This is a genomic window from Anaerolineales bacterium, from assembly GCA_037382465.1.
Classification (GTDB): Bacteria; Chloroflexota; Anaerolineae; order Anaerolineales; family E44-bin32; genus WVZH01.
This window is the reverse complement of the sequence record JARRPX010000024.1, coordinates 1-16,535: the sequence shown is the minus strand read 5'-3', so window position 1 is coordinate 16,535 and position 16,535 is coordinate 1. Positions and strand designations below refer to the sequence as shown.

Genomic DNA, 16,535 nt, shown 5'->3' with positions numbered 1-16,535 from the left:
ACGCTTCTTCGAATCCAACATGAAGACCTCCACCGAGTAGTTCGTGATTATAGCACGGCGCGAGCGCGGATACCGGACGTCGGTTGAGTTGGGGGAATAATTTGGGCCTAATCTGGGTCGTCACCGAGCATCGTTTCGGCGCCGCTGCGTAACCCGCGCAGAAATGCCAGGATTCCAGAGGCGACGGCCTGACCCTGCAGCATCGCTCGATCGGCGAGTTCACGGGCGCGTGCCAGGCGAATCACCGGTTCCTGGTCCGTGAGCTCGTACAATTCGACCAGAACCCCGTGGGTGCTTTTGGGGTGGATGAAGGCGATCTTCTTGCCGCCGGTGCCGACGACAGGTTCCTGGTTGATCAACTGGATGTCGTGCTGCGCCAGTTTGCCGAGTGTGGCTTCGATGTCGTCGACTTCGAAACAAATGTGGTGGATTCCCGGCCCGCGCCGCTTGAGATAGCGGGCAACGCCGGTTTGCTCGCTGGTCGGTTTCACCAGTTCGACTTCAGAACAGCCCATGGGGAGAAAGGCGACGATGGCGTCTTGCCCGGCGACATCTTCCACGTGGGTGACGTCGAGTCCGAGGGCGTCGCGCCAGAAATGCAATGCCCGGTCGATGTCCTCGACGACGATGGCGACGTGATCGATGCGAATAATGGACGGCATAGGCTACCCTGCCTCTCGTTGATTCTATTCTACACGGGAATTGAAAGAGTGAAACCGGGGGCGGGTCGAGTCTGCCGGCTGGGGATCGAAATCCGCTGACCGGATACGTACCGGCGCCAGCAGACCTGACTTGCTGGTTGCGGATATTCATCCGCAACCCATCTTGGGCAGATATTTATCTGCCGATCTTCATGTTGCGGGAACCATAAAACCGGGTCAATATTCCTGAAGATAAGCGTCAGCGGATAATAATCCGCTGATCATCGGCACCGGATACACATCCGGTGCCAGCAGGAATAAGCGGCGGCTGCCGATACGTCCCGGCACCAGCGCAAATAGATTAAATCCCCGTCGGCGGACGGTATTCCCCCCACACCTGCCGCAGCCGCCCGCAGATCTCGCCCAGGGTCAAATCGGCTTCCACGCACTCGATCAGATGCGGCATCAGGTTCTCTTCTCCCACGGCGATCGCCTCGAGGCGGTCAAGCAGCTCGGCGGCACGTGCGGCGTCCCGGCGCTGGCGAACCGCAGCCAGGCGCTCCCGCTGCGCCGTTTCGATGGCGGGATCGACGACGAGCCGCGCCATGTCGAGCGCCTCGTCTGTCTCGTATTTGTTGACTCCCACGACGACGGATTCACCGAGTTCGATCTCGCGCTGCGTGCGATAGGCGGCGTCCTGAATCTCGCGCTGGATGTAGCCCTGCTCGATGGCCGCCAACGCGCCGCCGAGATCATCGATTTTCCGGATGTAGTCCATCACCCCGGATTCGATTTCGTCCGTCAGATGCTCGATCAGGTAGGAACCGGCCAGGGGGTCGATCGAATCGCTCACCCCGGATTCGTGCGCGATGATCTGCTGCGTACGCAGCGCCACCTGAACGGCCTGTTCTGTGGGTAGGCTCAGCGCTTCGTCCATGCTGTTGGTGTGCAATGATTGGGTGCCGCCCAGAACGGCGGAAAGCGCCTGCAGTGTAACGCGCACCACGTTGTTGTGCGGCTGCTGTGCGGTGAGCGTGCAGCCAGCAGTCTGGGTGTGGAAGCGCAGGCACCAGGAGCGCGGGTTTTCCGCTTTGAAGCGCTCGCGCATGATGCGCGCCCACAGGCGCCGTGCGGCGCGGAATTTGGCGATTTCCTCCAAAAACTGATTGTGGGCGTTGAAGAAGAAGGTAAGACGCGGGGCGAATTCATCGATTTCTAGCCCGGCATCCAGCGCTGCCTGCACGTAGGCGATAGCGTTAGCGAGCGTGAAGGCCAGTTCCTGAACGGCCGTCGAACCTGCCTCGCGAATGTGATAGCCGGAGATGGAGATCGTGTTCCAACGCGGTACGTCTTCGCGGCAGTAGCGGAACACGTCGGTAATCAGGCGCATCGAGGGACCCGGCGGGAAGATGTACGTTCCCCGGGCGACGTACTCCTTGAGAATGTCGTTCTGTACGGTTCCCCGCAGGCTGGCAATATCGACTCCCTGGCGTTTGGCGATGGCGATGTACATCGCCAGCAGGATCGTCGCCGGGGCGTTGATGGTCATGCTGGTGGATACTTTGTCGAGCGGGATTTCGGCGAACAATTGCTCCATGTCGTCCAGGCAGGAAATCGAAACCCCCACTTTGCCGACCTCGCCGGAGGCGATGGGATCGTCCGCGTCGTAGCCGATTTGCGTGGGCAGGTCGAAGGCGATCGATAGGCCGGTCTGGCCCTGTTCCAGCAGGTAACGGAAGCGCCGGTTGGTTTCCTCTGCGCTGGCGTACCCGGCGTACTGCCGCATGGTCCACAACCGGCCGCGGTACATGGTGGGTTGCACGCCGCGGGTATAGGGATAATCGCCCGGAAATCCCAGCTTCTGCAGGTAATCCGCTTCGCTCAGGGATTCAGTGTAAAAACGTTCGAGGGGAATCCCCGAAGAAGTTTCGAAGCGATCCTTGCGTTCCGGATAGCGTTCCAACGTGGGACGGAGCGTGTTTTCTTGCCATTCTTCCAACGATTCTTCGACAGACTTTGTCATTGCGATTTCCTTGTATTATTGTGCGTATTTCAAATCCAGGTCATCGGGCTGGACCGCCGGCAACCTGGAGAAATTATCGAAGGTTGCATCGCGAAAACGCAGTTGCAGCTTTTGCTTGAGCGAGTGAAACAGAGAAAGGTAGTTCATCCTCACCCGCTTCTTCCACGGCAGGTTGAGTTTCGCAGCCGTCTTTTTCACCTCGTCGAGCGAATTTCCCTCAATCTCGATGAAATGCCCAAAGGGCAGCTCGTCGAGCATGATGCTGCAGGGTCCGAGTGCGTAGGTTTCCCGATATTTTTCGTAAATAAAGTAGACTTCATAGCCCAGCCTCTCGAGCAGCGCCCGGGTCGTGTCGAAATCCTCGACGCCGACTTCGATTTCCGTGCGTTCCTCGACGCTCACGGCATGTTTGAAGGTGAGCAGTGCAGAGCGGTCCTGACGCAGGCGCAGCAGTGAGTGATTGGAGGACAGGGTCCGGTTCGCAGTGTCGAAGCGCAGGTTGCGTTCGAGGACGCGCGCTGAACACAAGTGTCCATCCAATGCCTCGATCGCCTCGCGGATGTCGTCGAGGCTTGGCAGGTAAAATTTTGCTTCGATTTCTACCTTTACGCCGGACACAGAATCGTTCCAATCGTCGTATTGTGGTTCATCGTTGGCTTTCGACCGTGGGATTGTACGGAAACCTTCCATGGCTCGCAGGGCGGGTGTTTCTGCGTGGACAATTTCATCAGCCGAGAATCACCAGGACCTCATTTTTCTCCACGCTGTCCCCTGGCTCGACGCGGATGCGCGTGACCGTCCCGGTGCACGGTGACTTGAGTTCGTTCTGCATTTTCATCGATTCGAGAACGATGAGATTCTGGCCTTCCTCGATTTCCTGTCCCTCTTCGATGGGCACACTGATGACCAGCCCCGGCATCGGCGCTTTGAGTTGAAATTCTCCACTCTGGACCTTCACCGAGGTCGACGCCTTGCGCAGGCGCCGCTGCCGCTCGTCTTCGATGTCGACTTGATGGAGGTCGCCCTGCAGGAGTACTTCCATGCCGCTCTCCGTTGGATAGACGTAGGCTTCGTAGGAACGACCGTTGAGCAGCAAGGAGTACACCGGACGGCCCATCACCGACTGAAAATCCACCGACAGTCGTACACCATCGGCGATCAATTCGCGATCGCTGCTGATCTCGATTTCAAAATTCTGGTCTTCGATGGTTGCGAAATATTTCATCAAGCCTCCGGTCTCGGCTGCGGGTGGTCGATCGTGATCTTCAATGCCGGTGCCGAGCTCAACGCTGCATCCTCTCCCAACGTCCGACCCACTTCCAGTTGCTGGCGTCCCGCTCTCCGCGGCGGACGATCTGGGAAGCCTCCTGAGTCTGGCGGTGGGCGACGAGCACGGCCATGATCGCCGCGATGTGCGCTTCGGCTTCCTTGCCCTCCTGGGCTTCGTCCATCGAAAAACGCTCTTCGACGAAACGGGTGTCGTAATTGCCGGCGATGAAACGATGCGAATCCATGATGTTCTGATGGAAGGGGATGTTGGTCTTCACGCCGGTGATGCGGTATTCCTCGAGCGCTCTGCGCATGCGCAGTATCGCGGCCCCGCGCGTCTCCCCCCAGACGATCAATTTCGAAATCAGAGAATCGTAATACGGGGAAATCTCGAAGCCCGAATACACGCCGGTATCGACGCGCACGCCGGGTCCGGTTGGGGGAATGACCTGCGTCAGCAGGCCGGTGGAGGGCAGGAACTGGTTGTAGGGATCCTCGGCGTTGATGCGGCATTCGATCGCCCAGCCGTTCAGGTGGACGTCTTCCTGGGCATAGCGCATCTTCCTGCCGCGGGCGATGCGGATTTGCTCCGTGACGATGTCCAGTCCGGTGACGAGTTCGGTGACCGGATGTTCGACCTGCAGGCGGGTGTTCATCTCCAGGAAATAGAAATTTTTCTCTTTGTCGACCAGAAATTCGATCGTTCCGGCATTGAGATAATCGACCGAGCGGGCTGCGGTGCAGGCCAATTCGCCCATGCGCATGCGCATTTCGTCGTCCAGGAAGGTCGAAGGTGACTCTTCCAGTAATTTTTGATGACGTCTTTGCAGGGAGCATTCCCGCTCTCCGAGGTGGATCACGTTGCCGTGATCGTCGGCCAGAATTTGGAACTCGATGTGGCGCGCATCGACGATCAACTTTTCGAGATACACGTTGTCGTCCCCGAAGGCAGATTCGGCCTCACGGCGGGCGGCCGTGATCAACCCCGGGAGGTCTTTCGGGTCGTTGACCTCGCGCATGCCTTTTCCGCCGCCGCCGGCGGTGGCTTTGATCAGCAGTGGGAAGCCAATTTTCGGTGCGATGGCGATGAGTTCATCGTCGCGCAAATTGCCCTCGCCTTCGGTTCCCGGGACGACAGGTACACCCGCTGCGGTGACGGTGGCACGTGCCACGGCTTTGTCGCCCATGGCGGCGATGGCGCTCGGGCGCGGACCGATGAAATTGAGTCCTGCATCCTGGACGGCGAGGGCGAAGTCTTCGCGTTCGGCCAGGAATCCGTAGCCTGGATGGATGGCGCCGGCGTTGGTGCGTTTGGCGATGTCGATGAGCTTGTCGGCGCGCAGATAGGATTCTCGGGCTGCGGACGGGCCCAGCAGATAGGCCTCGTCAGCATAGCGGACGTGCAGCGCAGGCCGATCGGCTTCCGAATACACCGCCACCGTGCTCAACCCCAGCTCGCGGCAGGCTCGGATGATGCGCACTGCGATTTCACCTCGATTGGCGATGAGAACCTTTTTGAACATCGTTTCCCTCAGACAGGTTGTGCTTCAAGTATAAATCCGAACCAGTTTCCTTTTGGGTGCGCATCGATCAGGCGGAATGGTATGAGACGCTTACAGCGGGATGTTGCCATGTTTCTTCGGCGGATTGGAATCACGCTTGTTGGACAGCATTTCGAGCGCATTGATCAAGCGCGCGCGTGTGTAGCGCGGTTCGATGATGTCGTCGACGTAGCCGCGGGCTGCGGCGACGTAAGGATTGGAAAATTTCTCGCGGTAGTCCGCCACCAGTTCGGCTTCTTCCTTATCCGGCTTTTTCGATTCCGTGATTTGTTTGCGGTGGATGATCTTCACCGCGCCTTCCGGTCCCATGACGGCCAATTCGGCGCTGGGCCAGGCCAGGTTCAGGTCCCCGCGAATGTGCTTCGAAGACATGACGACGTACGCGCCGCCGTACGCCTTGCGGGTGATGACGGTGATCTTGGGAACCGTGGCCTCGCAGTAGGCGAAGAGCAGCTTGGCGCCGTGGCGGATGATTCCACCGTGTTCCTGGCTTGTCCCGGGCAAGAAACCGGGCACGTCCACAAAGGTGATGATGGGGATGTTGAACGAATCGCAGAAACGCACGAAACGTGCACCCTTGACGGACGAATCGATGTCCAGGACGCCGGCCAGGACTTCGGGCTGGTTGGCGACGATGCCCACGCTGTGGCCGCCCAAACGGGCGAAGCCGACTACGATGCTCTGGGCGTAGTTCTCGTGGATCTCGAAAAATGCACCGTCATCGACGACCAGACGGATGATGTCGCGCATGTTGTACGGCTTGCTGGGATCGTCGGGGACGATGGTGTCGAGCGCTTCTTCAGTGCGCAGTCTGTCGTCGCTGGAAACCACCGTGGGTGGATCTTCCATGTTGTTTTGAGGAAGGTAGGAGAACAGCAGGCGGATCATGTAGAGGCAGTCCGCTTCGCTGGGCGCCATGAAATGACACACGCCGGATTCAGAAGCGTGTACTTCCGCACCGCCGAGGTCTTCGAAAGATACCTCTTCGTGGGTGACGGCCTTGACTACGTCCGGACCGGTGATGAACATGTAGGATGAGTTTTGAACCATGAAGATAAAATCCGTGATGGCCGGGGAGTAGACTGCGCCGCCCGCACACGGTCCCATGATGGCGCTGATTTGTGGAATGACGCCGGAAGCGAGCGTGTTGCGCAGGAAGATATCGGCATACGCACCGAGCGAGACGACGCCCTCCTGGATGCGCGCACCGCCCGAGTCGTTCAAGCCGATCAGCGGTGCGCCGTTCTTGAGCGCCATGTCCATGATCTTGCAAATTTTCTCGGCATGAACTTCCCCCAGGCTGCCGCCGAAGACGGTGAAGTCCTGGGAGAAGACGTACACGAGCCGTCCATCGATCGTCCCCCAGCCGGTGACGACGCTGTCGGACAGGTAGCGCTGTTGGTCCAGGGCGAAATCGTACGTGCGGTGGGTGACGAACATGTCGGTCTCGCGGAACGATCCGGTGTCGAGCAGAATCTCGAGGCGTTCGCGCGCGGTCAGGCGGCCACGTTCGTGGTGGGCGTCGATGCGTTCCTGGCCGCCGCCCATTCGCGCGTCCTTGCGCAAATTCTGAAGATGCTCGATTCTCGAAGAATGACTCATACATTCGTCTCCCGATAATACGCTTGCACCGACTTCCTGCTCGTGACCCAGAAGGTCACGGAAATCATCAAAAGAGTGATCAACGCTGCCACCGGCCACGATCGGTGTGTGAAGTCCGAATGCATCCACGTCACTCTATCGATCCAATACCACATGCCGATCAGCAACACAACGCCCCGCGTCCACTGCAGGGCTCGAGACCATCCAAAGAAAAGTGCTGCGGCAGTGAATACACCGGCCAATCCCCAAACACCGTTTTTGAGGAACAGATACCCTCTGGGAACGGAGAGTTTGAGGTCGGGAAGCGACAATCCTGCCTTCAGTCCCATGAGTTGGATGGCTGAATAGGTTAACACTATCAGGCTCAGACAAGTTACGAGCCGAGGGCGTCGTTTAGATGGCAAGGGTAATCTTCCCCATTTGTTCACCGGCCGCCATGCGGGCTTGCGCTGCGGCCGCATCTTCGAGGGGGAAACGGCGGTCGAGCGCGGGCTTGAGGTTCCCGTTGATGATCAATTGCATGACTTCTGCGAAATCGCGCAGCGTGCCCATCGTCGAGCCCAAAATCGAGAGATGTTTGAGAAAAATCAACCGGTCGTCGAGCTCGAGTTTCGGCCCGGAAGTGCTGCCGACGATGAGAATACGACCGCCTTTACGGGCGGCGCGCAGGCTGAGGGGCATGCTTCCGGCGCCTACGTTGTCCACCACGACGTCGACTCCCCGGCGGCCGTTCGCCTGAAACGCGGCTTTCGACCAGTCATCCACTTTGGAGCGGTCGATGCACACATCGGCGCCCAACGATTCTGCCAGCGCCAATTTTTCTGAGTTCGATCCGATGACGAAGACCTTGGCGCCGCTGTATTTGGCGATCTGGATGCTGGCGGTGTTCACACCGCCGGAGGCGCCCACGATGAGGACGCTTTCGCCGGGCTGCAGGTCGCCGCGCCGGATCAAAGAGTGCCAGGCGGTGTGAAAGACCAAGCCTGCTGCGGCAGCGGTGTGATCGTCGACGGAGTCTGGCAGAGGCGTTACGTTCGTGTCAGGTACGACGACGTACTCGGCATAGGTGCCCCGGACGGTTTCCCCGAGCAGCTGCCATTCCCGGCACAGGTTTTCTTTCCCCGCAAGGCAGTAGTCGCAGTGACCGCAGCTCAGATTGGCGTTGATCACCACGCGTGTACCGAGTTCGATATCGGTGACATTTTCTCCGCGCGCGGCGATCTCGCCCGCGCCGTCTGCGCCCGGTATGTGTGGAAATTCCAGTTTCAAACCGGGCCAGCCCTGGCGGACCCATAAATCCAGGTGATTCAACGCCGCCGCGCGCAGACGGATTTGAACTTCCCCAGGACCGGGCTGCGGCGCATCGATTTCGCCGTATCGGAGAACCTCGGGGCCTCCGTGCTCGTCGAACAGAATGGCTTTCAAGGACACCCTCCTCGCGGCGTGCCTTCCGGACGATTATTCCGCATAAAGCAAAGCTGCGGCAATTGACCGGTCTCGGGAATTATATCGTGGGTTTCAGGTTACGGACCTACGAGATCAGCGCTCGACGATCGTGCACGCGCTTGCATTCAGTAGAGGGAAATATCGCGGATGTGGACTTTTTCGTCGCTGAGCCCCTGCCCCAGAATGGTGATTTCGATGCGCGTCACTTCTTTGGGTCCGTCTGGAACGGCCAGTTCCACGGTGGGATCGTCCTCCAGATTCGTGAAGGTCTCGGAAATGTCGATCGGCTCCGGTCCCCAATCTCCGTATAGGCGGGCGCTGAAAACGATGTCCATACTGCCGGTTGTGGCTACGATCCCGTTGAGAGAGATGGGCCGGGGAAAATTGAAGTTGATGGTAAAAGGATTGATGTCGAAGGTGCGGATCAGTGTAAATGGATCGTCGTCGAAGATGTACTCGATTTTTCCCAGGTCGATCTGGGAGTGTTCGATTTCGACCAGATGTCCGCCAATTTCCACGTAATCGGTAACGGGCTGCTGCCGGGCGGCCTTCTCCGCAGCGAGGCGTTCGTCGATGTCCGGGGCGTAATTCATGCGGATGAAAAAGAAACCATCGGAGCCATCCGGGTACTTCAACATCTTTTCCACGCGGATGTCCGTGACTTTCTCCTCGTTCAATACGTCCGCGTATTCTTCCGCGGTGAGTACCAGGAGGGTGTGCTCGTCGAGGTCTCGCTTTTCCAGCAGGAAATAATCCGCATTGCCCAGATGGACGTTGAGCCACTCGGGGAGGAAGAAGCGCTCCAGTATGTGAGTGCCGTTGGACCAGGTGGGGGAGACGAAGATTCGGTATTCGGGGTGGGCGAGGGCAAGTTCCTCAACGGCATCGAAAACCTGTTGGGCGCCGTACTGGGCGCCGTAGAGCCCGTAATCATCGTACCAGGTGTACCCGTGTGTGACTGAATCGTAGAGCATGAAGAGATTCGTGCCACCGAGCAGCAGGATCGCTGCGAGTGCGAACGCTTTTTGTGAAATGCGTGGGGAAAGCCAATCTGCCAGACGGGAGATCCCCAGCGTCGTCAGCATCGCGGCCGGGATCACGAACGAGAGGATGCGAGTGATACCGATCCCCACGATGGATGCGCCCAGCGGCGCGCAGATCGCGGCGATCAGCAGCGTGCGATTGTGACTCTGGCGCAACTTACGCAGCGCTTCGATCAAGCCGATCAACATGATGGGCAGGGTGGGAATGAGGATGTGTCCGTATCCCCGCATGATGTGACGCCTGAGATCGGTCTCCTGGGGGATATACCAGTATGCGGGGTTCAGCCCTTGAAGGTAGGTCTTGATGAAAGTGCTTAATTTCTCTCGAAACGGCAGGTCTTCCAGCCAGTAAGTGCCGAGCATGCGCAGATGGAAATAGGTTTCGCCCTCGTAATCGAGTTGAAATCGAACGTACGGCAGCGCAATGACGACCGCGAATATGAAGGCGAACAGCAGCGTGCGTTTGTGCTCGAAGTGGTAGCGGAAGTCGGAGACGAAGAGCAGCATCGCGGTGCCGGCGATGATCAACTGCCCGCCGCTGTAGCTGTAGAAAGCCAATCCGGCGAAGAGGATGGTCAGGTACAAGTTGGCGGGCGAATCGTTGCGATAGCGCATGTAAAAGAGCAGCATCAGCGCGTACATGCTGACGAATATGACCGTTTCGAACGCCGTACGCGAGTGTAAGAACCACGCCGGCGTTATCGAGAGTATAAGGACGCCTGCCCACCAAAAGCGGGTGCGGAAGACATCGCGCAGCATCAGCGCGACGGCGACAGCGGCCAGTATCGAAATCAGTGCAGACGTGGCCCGGGTGACGAACACCGACTTGCCGAAAAGCATGTAGGGAATCACCTGCACATATACCGAAAGGCTGAGATTGTAAAGGTAGTTGTTTTCGAAATAGGTAGGCAGCAGCGTCCCATCGGCGTCGCGAAAATCGTTGTTCACCAGATCTTCGGCGAGAACGGTTTGCGCCGCTTCATCCGTGAAGAAGTAGATAGGGAAGTCCTCTATTGCGATCAGGCGCGTGAGCGCATAGAGGAGCAGCGCGATGGCGAAGAGTCTGCTGTCCCACTGCCATTTGTGCGGCCTGAAGAGGCGTGCATGCGGGATTTCTTTCAAACGTGCGCCGAAACGTCGAACGCTTTCAGTGAATTTTGAATTCTGAACGATCATTCGAGTACACAATCCAGGACACTCCCGAAGTTGATCGACTTAACCTCGCATGAATGGGCATCAATTGCCGCCCGTGGTTTGAAGCAGCCGGATGTAGTACGACGGCTGGCCAGACTCATCCCGTCCGACGATCGTCGTGCCCTGCGGGAATTTACCCTCGATTTCCGGAAGCGCCTCGGCGTTTTGCGCCAGAATCACGAATGCGGTCGGTTTTCCACCCAAGTCTGGGTATTGATTCCAATCGATCGGCCAGGACATGTCGTGGCCAATAGTGTTGTCGGCGATATAGGGCAGGCAGGGAAGTGTGTTGTAGCTCATCACGGGCTGACCGAGGAAATATACTTCCAGACCCGCTCCTTGTTGGCGGAGCGTTTCACCGATTTTGCGTGCGACGAGGCTCTTTGAATCGGAGTATCGTCCTTCCTGCATCGCTTGACGGAAAAAGCGTACTTCGGAGTAGCCGATGAGCAGCACGAACAAGATCGCCGCTGCGGCGAAGACGGATCTGTACTGCGCTCGGGTTGCGTTAATCTGTGTATAGATCTCGTGGAGCGGCAAGGCGGCGATGGTGGCAACGATGGGCGCGGCGAGCAGCAGCCGCTGTGCGTTGGGCGGCCCGACGCTGAACGTCGAAGCGAGAACGGGTCCGATGAGGGCAATGAGGAGAATGTTGTACTGCGGCTGCTTGATGCGCAGCAGGGTGAGGATCAAGCCGGCGATGAACAGGGTGGCCGGCAGCGGAAGCAGCATCGGCCGTCCCGGACTATATACACCCAGTATCGGACTGGCTGTAAATCCCCGAACGGTTTGCCAGAACTGCTTGGCAAAGATCATGAAAACCGAATCGCCCGTGGTCAGCGATGTGTCCCGGATCCAATCCCCTTTCAGGATTGAGACGCGGTTGAGCGGCGCCGATAGTTCGTTGGGATTCTCGAAATAGAAAAGGGCGAGTGGGAGAACGATGACCGCTGCGACCAGTATCGTGCAAGCGATTCCGGGCAGGCGATCTGCTTTCGGTCGGGATTTGTACAGGATCAAGAGCCAGAGGAGCGCGTAAATGGGCAGCAAGTGCGCGGTCGTATAAAAGAACTGCCCCAGGCCGATGGCGAGGCCGGCGCTGAGAAAAGCGAGGCGCCGGTTTTCCTGCCAGGCAGCGTAAAGCGAAGCGATCATCAGCATGAGAAAGAATCCGTCCCAGACGTTGGTGAGTGCGATGCGGCTGAAAAGCAGGTGATAATGGAAGAAGGTGAGGAACAGCGCGGCGATGACGGCGGTGAGACGGCCAAACATCAAACGCGCGCTCCAATACACGGCCAAGATCGCAAGCGCGCCTCCGATTGCGGAGGGAATCCGCATGGCCAGCACGCTGCGTCCCAATATCTCTTGCATGAACGACGCCGGCCAGAACTGGAGCGCGGGGAACGAAAACCAGCCCATGATGAAGTAGTTGTTTCGCACGCCGGTTTTATAATCCCAGGCCATCAGCCCGACCGAGCCTTCGTCGCCGCTGACCGTATAAGGCAGCTGGTCGAGCTGGATGAGCCGCGCGGCGAGGGCGATCGCTGCCAGAACGCCGATCAGGACCCAATCCCAGCGGTCGATGCCCCGCAAGGATTCCTTCAACGAACCTCGCCAGCAGCCCGCAATGACTACGAGACAGCCAGCGATCCAGATTAAAACGTGCCAGGGCGAGTGCGCCTGGAGGGAATTGCCGGCCGCCGCCCGGGATGCCAGGGAGAGTGAAAAACCGAAGACCAACAGGAGCACCTGAGTCTTCGAGACGCCCAGGCGTGACGCAGGTTTTCCGAGTGATTGCTGCAGCATCGCTGCAATGGCTGTGGAGTTGGAGGCGAGGACGCCAATGAGAAAGGCGCAAGCCCCGACGACCAGTAAGGTTGTGGTGATGAGCTTGTGCGGGCTGAGCTGCGCCAGGTATTGGCCCAGGAAGACGATCAGCAATCCGCCGATCATCAGCAGCGTGCTTTCCAGGGAGGCGGATGATTCTCGCTCGGGATGATTTTGGTCGAGATTTTCCGTCATGTCTCCCTCCAGAGAATCGATGAAATCGTGGATGCAGGCAACGCTGCTCGCCGGTGTAGAGGCCTCAATTCGCTGGATATTGTACGGTTTTCTCGATTTCGTTGAAAGCTCCCCAACTTCCTTCAGGGGCTGCTCGTTGCGTGGGGGGATGAGTTTGGCTGGAGTGTGGGGTAACCTCTTCCGAATGGCCGTCTCGCGAATGGACCGTTTCGCGCCGCGTAACGGCTTCAGCGCAGCTGCAGCTCGTTCCTCGAGATGACCAGGCGTTGGATTTCACTGGTGCCTTCGTATATTTCGGTGATCTTGGCGTCGCGGAAATAGCGCTCGACGGGCAATTCCTTCGAATACCCCATGCCGGCGTGGATTTGCACCGCGGCGTGGGCGCAGAACATGGCCGTCTCCGAGGCGAACAGTTTCGCCATCGAGGCTTCCAGCGTGTAGCGCTTCCCCGTTTCCTTGGCGAGTTGTTTGGCCAGCGCGGCCTGATAGATCAACAGCCTGCTGGCTTCGATGCGTGTCTTCATGTCGGCGATCTTGAAGCTGATTCCCTCGAACTGGCCGATCTTCTTCCCGAAGGCTTCACGTTCTCTGGCATATTCGACGCTGGCTGCATATGCGGCTTCAGCGATGCCCAACGCTTGTGCGGCGATGCCGATGCGTCCCGCATCGAGGACGGCCATGGCGATTTTGAATCCATCCCCTTCTTCCCCGAGGCGGTTCGCCAGCGGACAGCGGTAGTTTTCGAAGAGGATTTCACTGGTGGCGGAGGCGCGTATGCCCAATTTGGGTTCGGTCTTTCCCAGGCTGAATCCGTCATCCCGGGGATCGACGAGAAAAGCGCTAATTCCTTTGTGACCTTTTTCCGGTTCGGTCATCATGAAGACGACGAAGAAATTTGCCTTGGGTGCGCTGCTGACCCACGACTTTCTCCCATTGAGCAGGTACACGTCCCCCTGGCGGACGGCGCGCGAGCGCATCGTCGCCGCGTCCGAGCCGGACATGGGTTCGGTGAGCGAGTAGGCGCCGATCGCCGCACCGGAGGCGACGGGAACGAGAAATTTCTGCTTCTGTTCTTCCGTCCCGAAGCGTTCGATGCCGTAACAATACAATGAGTTGTTGACCGACATGATCGTTCCGTGCGCCGCGTCGGCTTTGCAAATTTCTTCCAGCGCCAGCACGTAGGCGATGGTATCCATGCCCGTGCCGCCGTACTCCTCGGCGATTTCGATGCCCATGAAACCCATTTCACCCATCTTGCGGATGGTTTCGTACGGGAATTCGCCGCTCTCGTCGAACTCGGCCGCGATAGGCGCGATCTCGTTTTGGGCAAAATCACGTGCAGCCTGGCGAATCATCTGGTGTTCGGCTGTGAGTGAGAGGCTCATATATTGTTCCGGTGATTCAGCAGCTGCCATTCGTTGCTCTCCTTGATCGGATCGTATGCGCAGCGATTATAGCATGGTGCTTTGACCGTGGTTTAACCAGCGGGTACAATGTTCGCAGGCTACACGGGGAGGTCATTTTGTCACAGGAATCTGAAAGCCAAGCCCTGGATGAGATCAGCGAAGCGATATTCCGCCATCTCGTCGATTTGGCAGCGTTCCACCTGGAGGACGAGGAGGCTGCCTACCTGCGCCGAGAATTGAACGGCCAACTCAGAGCCATTCGGGAACTCGACGCCATCGACGTCGCTGCGGAAGTTCCGATCACATCCCACGGCGTTCCTTATTCTCCGGCCATGCGCTTGCCGCTGCGCCAGGATCGTATCGAGCCGTCCGCTGCGGCCGACGATATATTGACGCAGGCTCCGGAAGTTGAGGGGCGATCGATCGTCGTACCGGACATCCCGCACGAGGACATAACATGACCGTTTCACTCTGCGATTTAACGGCGCATCAACTCGTGCGCAAGTTGAAAGAGGGTGAATGCACCGCCGCAGACATTTTGGAAGCTGCGTTGAATCGCATCCGCAGCGTGGAAGGCTCCCCTCCGACGACGAGCCTGGAGGCGCAGGAACCACACGATGGCGAGAAAATTCACGCTTACATTACGTTGACGGAAGCGCGCGCTCGTTCGCAGGCAGAGCGCGTCGATCGCGCCCTGAGGAACGGTGATGACCCCGGCCCGCTGGCCGGGATTCCCCTTGCCGTGAAAGATATATTTTGCGTGAAGGGCACACCTTCGACGGCAGGTTCGAAGATTTTGGAAAACTTCGTGGCTCCCTACAGCGCTACACCGGTGGAGCGGCTGGAGGCTGCGGGCGCGGTTACCTTGGGCAAGGTCAATCTGGATGAATTTACCTTCGGATCGTCGAATGAATCATCCGCATTCCAACCTTCGCCGAGAAACCCGTGGAATCCCGGGCGGGTGCCCGGCGGCTCTTCGGGTGGAAGCGCGGCGGCTGTCGCTGCGGGCGAAGCCGTAATCTCGTTGGGCACCGACACGGCCGGTTCGATTCGGCAGCCGGCCGCTTTTTGTGGCGTTGTGGGTTTGAAACCCACTTACGGACGCGTTTCGCGCTACGGTTTGATCGCTTTTGCCTCTTCCCTCGATTGCCCCGGCCCGGTCACGCGAGACGTTCGGGACGCGGCGTTAATGATGAACGTCATCGCCGGCAAGGACGCTCATGATGCCACGGCGGTCGCCACCCCGGTGGCGGACCATCTGGTGGCACTCGAGGACGGCGTGAAAGGTATGCGCATCGGGCTTTCTCCCGATTACTTCCGGCTCAAGTATCCCGATCCACAATCCGGAGAATTACGGGAGCAGCCGGTCGCTCCGGAAATCGAGCAAAGCGTTCGAAATGCGGCCGAGACTCTGGCTAAAATGGGCGCGGAGATCGTCGAGGACGTTCCGCTGCCGAACACCCGCTACGGGATTCCCGTGTACTTCGTGGTGTCGCGCGTGGAGGCCGCCTCCAATCTTCATCGCTACGACGGCGTGAAGTACGGCTACCGCTATTCACAGCCCGTCGCAGATTTACGCGAATTGTATCGACGCAGCCGGGGTCGCGGGTTTGGATCTCAGCCCAAATTGCGCATCCTCATGGGCATGTACGTGTCTGCAGAACAGTACGAAAAGGGATATTACGACAAAGCGCTGCGGGTGCGTACGCTGATCCGCAGCGATTTCGACGGCATTTTCGATCCGCAGGGTGAATATGCCCTGGACGCTTTGCTTACGGCCACTACTCCGACGACGGCGTTCGAATTGGGCGCCGTATATGGGGATTCGGTGTTGATGCAGTACGCGGATTTGCTGACCGTCCCGGCGAACCTTGCGGGCATCCCCGGGCTATCCGTCCCGGCCGGTTTCGATTCCCAGGGATTGCCGATCGGCGTCCAATTCCTCGGCGCGGATTTCGACGAGGCAAAACTGCTGCGTATCGGTCGGGCGTTCGAGGTGGCGACGGCGGAATCGGCTTGGCGTAAAGTTAGGCCGACTCTAATGAAATCCGAAGTCAATTAATCATAAATTCGGCAGCCATGCTGCAATTCGTTGCGTGGACGATTATTTTTAGCTGCTTCGGATAGTTTGACTCAAACAAGTAGACTTTCGGAGTTCTCTGGAGGCCATTTGTTAACCAATCAAAACGATTTTCCTTTGGAGGGTATCGTGATATTGAAAAAGATGGAAAGGATAATGATGGTCAGAAGGCTTGTGATTGCCGGGATTTTCGCCCTTACACTGACAGCTTGTGCGCTCGTTGGGCAGAAGACGACGCAGTGGGATC

General features: G+C 58.3%; 13 protein-coding genes. 2 read left to right on the top strand and 11 right to left on the bottom strand.

Annotated elements, in window-relative coordinates:
• Positions 1 to 107: 107 nt before the first annotated feature.
• The 11 genes from mce to P8Z34_08110 all read right to left on the bottom strand — a co-directional run bounded on the left by mce (position 108) and on the right by P8Z34_08110 (position 14,217).
• Positions 108 to 662, bottom strand: a complete 555-nt coding sequence (mce, locus tag P8Z34_08160; GenBank protein MEJ2550642.1) for a methylmalonyl-CoA epimerase — start codon at positions 660 to 662, stop codon at positions 108 to 110.
• A gap of 340 nt (positions 663 to 1,002) precedes the next feature.
• The gene (locus tag P8Z34_08155; GenBank protein ID MEJ2550641.1) at positions 1,003 to 2,664 is read right to left on the bottom strand and encodes a methylmalonyl-CoA mutase family protein; all 1,662 of its coding nucleotides are present in this window, start codon (positions 2,662 to 2,664) and stop codon (positions 1,003 to 1,005) included.
• Positions 2,665 to 2,679: 15 nt separating this feature from the next.
• Positions 2,680 to 3,282 (bottom strand): class IV adenylate cyclase, encoded by a 603-nt coding sequence (locus P8Z34_08150; GenBank protein ID MEJ2550640.1) that lies wholly within the window; start codon positions 3,280 to 3,282, stop codon positions 2,680 to 2,682.
• 109 nt (positions 3,283 to 3,391) lie between these two features.
• Positions 3,392 to 3,889: a biotin/lipoyl-binding protein gene (locus tag P8Z34_08145; protein MEJ2550639.1), complete on the bottom strand. Its 498-nt coding sequence runs from the start codon at positions 3,887 to 3,889 to the stop codon at positions 3,392 to 3,394.
• Between the two features lie 58 nt (positions 3,890 to 3,947).
• The gene (gene accC / locus P8Z34_08140) at positions 3,948 to 5,456 is read right to left on the bottom strand and encodes an acetyl-CoA carboxylase biotin carboxylase subunit (GenBank protein MEJ2550638.1); all 1,509 of its coding nucleotides are present in this window, start codon (positions 5,454 to 5,456) and stop codon (positions 3,948 to 3,950) included.
• Between the two features lie 90 nt (positions 5,457 to 5,546).
• Positions 5,547 to 7,097, bottom strand: coding sequence for an acyl-CoA carboxylase subunit beta (locus P8Z34_08135; GenBank protein ID MEJ2550637.1), 1,551 nt, complete (start codon positions 7,095 to 7,097; stop codon positions 5,547 to 5,549).
• Entirely contained in the window at positions 7,094 to 7,453 is a 360-nt protein-coding gene (locus P8Z34_08130) for a hypothetical protein (GenBank protein MEJ2550636.1), read from the bottom strand. Before P8Z34_08130 ends, P8Z34_08135 begins: the two co-directional genes overlap by 4 nt.
• A gap of 37 nt (positions 7,454 to 7,490) precedes the next feature.
• Complete coding sequence (locus tag P8Z34_08125) at positions 7,491 to 8,522, bottom strand: zinc-binding dehydrogenase (GenBank protein ID MEJ2550635.1); 1,032 nt, start codon at positions 8,520 to 8,522, stop codon at positions 7,491 to 7,493.
• 146 nt (positions 8,523 to 8,668) lie between these two features.
• A complete protein-coding gene (locus P8Z34_08120; GenBank protein MEJ2550634.1) occupies positions 8,669 to 10,762 on the bottom strand; it encodes a glycosyltransferase family 39 protein in 2,094 nt (697 codons plus the stop codon).
• A gap of 60 nt (positions 10,763 to 10,822) precedes the next feature.
• Entirely contained in the window at positions 10,823 to 12,802 is a 1,980-nt protein-coding gene (locus P8Z34_08115; protein MEJ2550633.1) for a glycosyltransferase family 39 protein, read from the bottom strand.
• Positions 12,803 to 13,029: 227 nt separating this feature from the next.
• On the bottom strand, positions 13,030 to 14,217 hold the full coding sequence (locus P8Z34_08110) for an acyl-CoA dehydrogenase (GenBank protein MEJ2550632.1): 1,188 nt from the start codon (positions 14,215 to 14,217) through the stop codon (positions 13,030 to 13,032).
• A 107-nt stretch (positions 14,218 to 14,324) separates the two neighbouring features.
• Here P8Z34_08110 and P8Z34_08105 point away from each other — a divergent pair, with 107 nt between their 5' ends.
• On the top strand, positions 14,325 to 14,669 hold the full coding sequence (locus P8Z34_08105) for an aspartyl/glutamyl-tRNA amidotransferase subunit C (protein MEJ2550631.1): 345 nt from the start codon (positions 14,325 to 14,327) through the stop codon (positions 14,667 to 14,669).
• Positions 14,666 to 16,270 carry an Asp-tRNA(Asn)/Glu-tRNA(Gln) amidotransferase subunit GatA gene (gene gatA, locus P8Z34_08100; protein MEJ2550630.1) on the top strand — a complete coding sequence of 535 codons (1,605 nt, stop codon included), beginning with the start codon at positions 14,666 to 14,668 and terminating at the stop codon, positions 16,268 to 16,270. The genes P8Z34_08105 and gatA overlap by 4 nt, the downstream gene beginning before the upstream one ends.
• The last annotated feature ends 265 nt before the right edge of the window (positions 16,271 to 16,535 follow it).

Coding starts and splice junctions, on each gene's coding strand:
- accC (MEJ2550638.1), bottom strand. CDS start 5,456: ATGTTCAAAAAGGTTCTCATCGCCAATCGAGGTGAAATCGCAGTGCGC.
- P8Z34_08135 (MEJ2550637.1), bottom strand. CDS start 7,097: ATGAGTCATTCTTCGAGAATCGAGCATCTTCAGAATTTGCGCAAGGAC.
- mce (MEJ2550642.1), bottom strand. CDS start 662: ATGCCGTCCATTATTCGCATCGATCACGTCGCCATCGTCGTCGAGGAC.
- P8Z34_08115 (MEJ2550633.1), bottom strand. CDS start 12,802: ATGACGGAAAATCTCGACCAAAATCATCCCGAGCGAGAATCATCCGCC.
- P8Z34_08155 (MEJ2550641.1), bottom strand. CDS start 2,664: ATGACAAAGTCTGTCGAAGAATCGTTGGAAGAATGGCAAGAAAACACG.
- gatA (MEJ2550630.1), top strand. CDS start 14,666: ATGACCGTTTCACTCTGCGATTTAACGGCGCATCAACTCGTGCGCAAG.
- P8Z34_08110 (MEJ2550632.1), bottom strand. CDS start 14,217: ATGGCAGCTGCTGAATCACCGGAACAATATATGAGCCTCTCACTCACA.
- P8Z34_08120 (MEJ2550634.1), bottom strand. CDS start 10,762: ATGATCGTTCAGAATTCAAAATTCACTGAAAGCGTTCGACGTTTCGGC.
- P8Z34_08145 (MEJ2550639.1), bottom strand. CDS start 3,889: ATGAAATATTTCGCAACCATCGAAGACCAGAATTTTGAAATCGAGATC.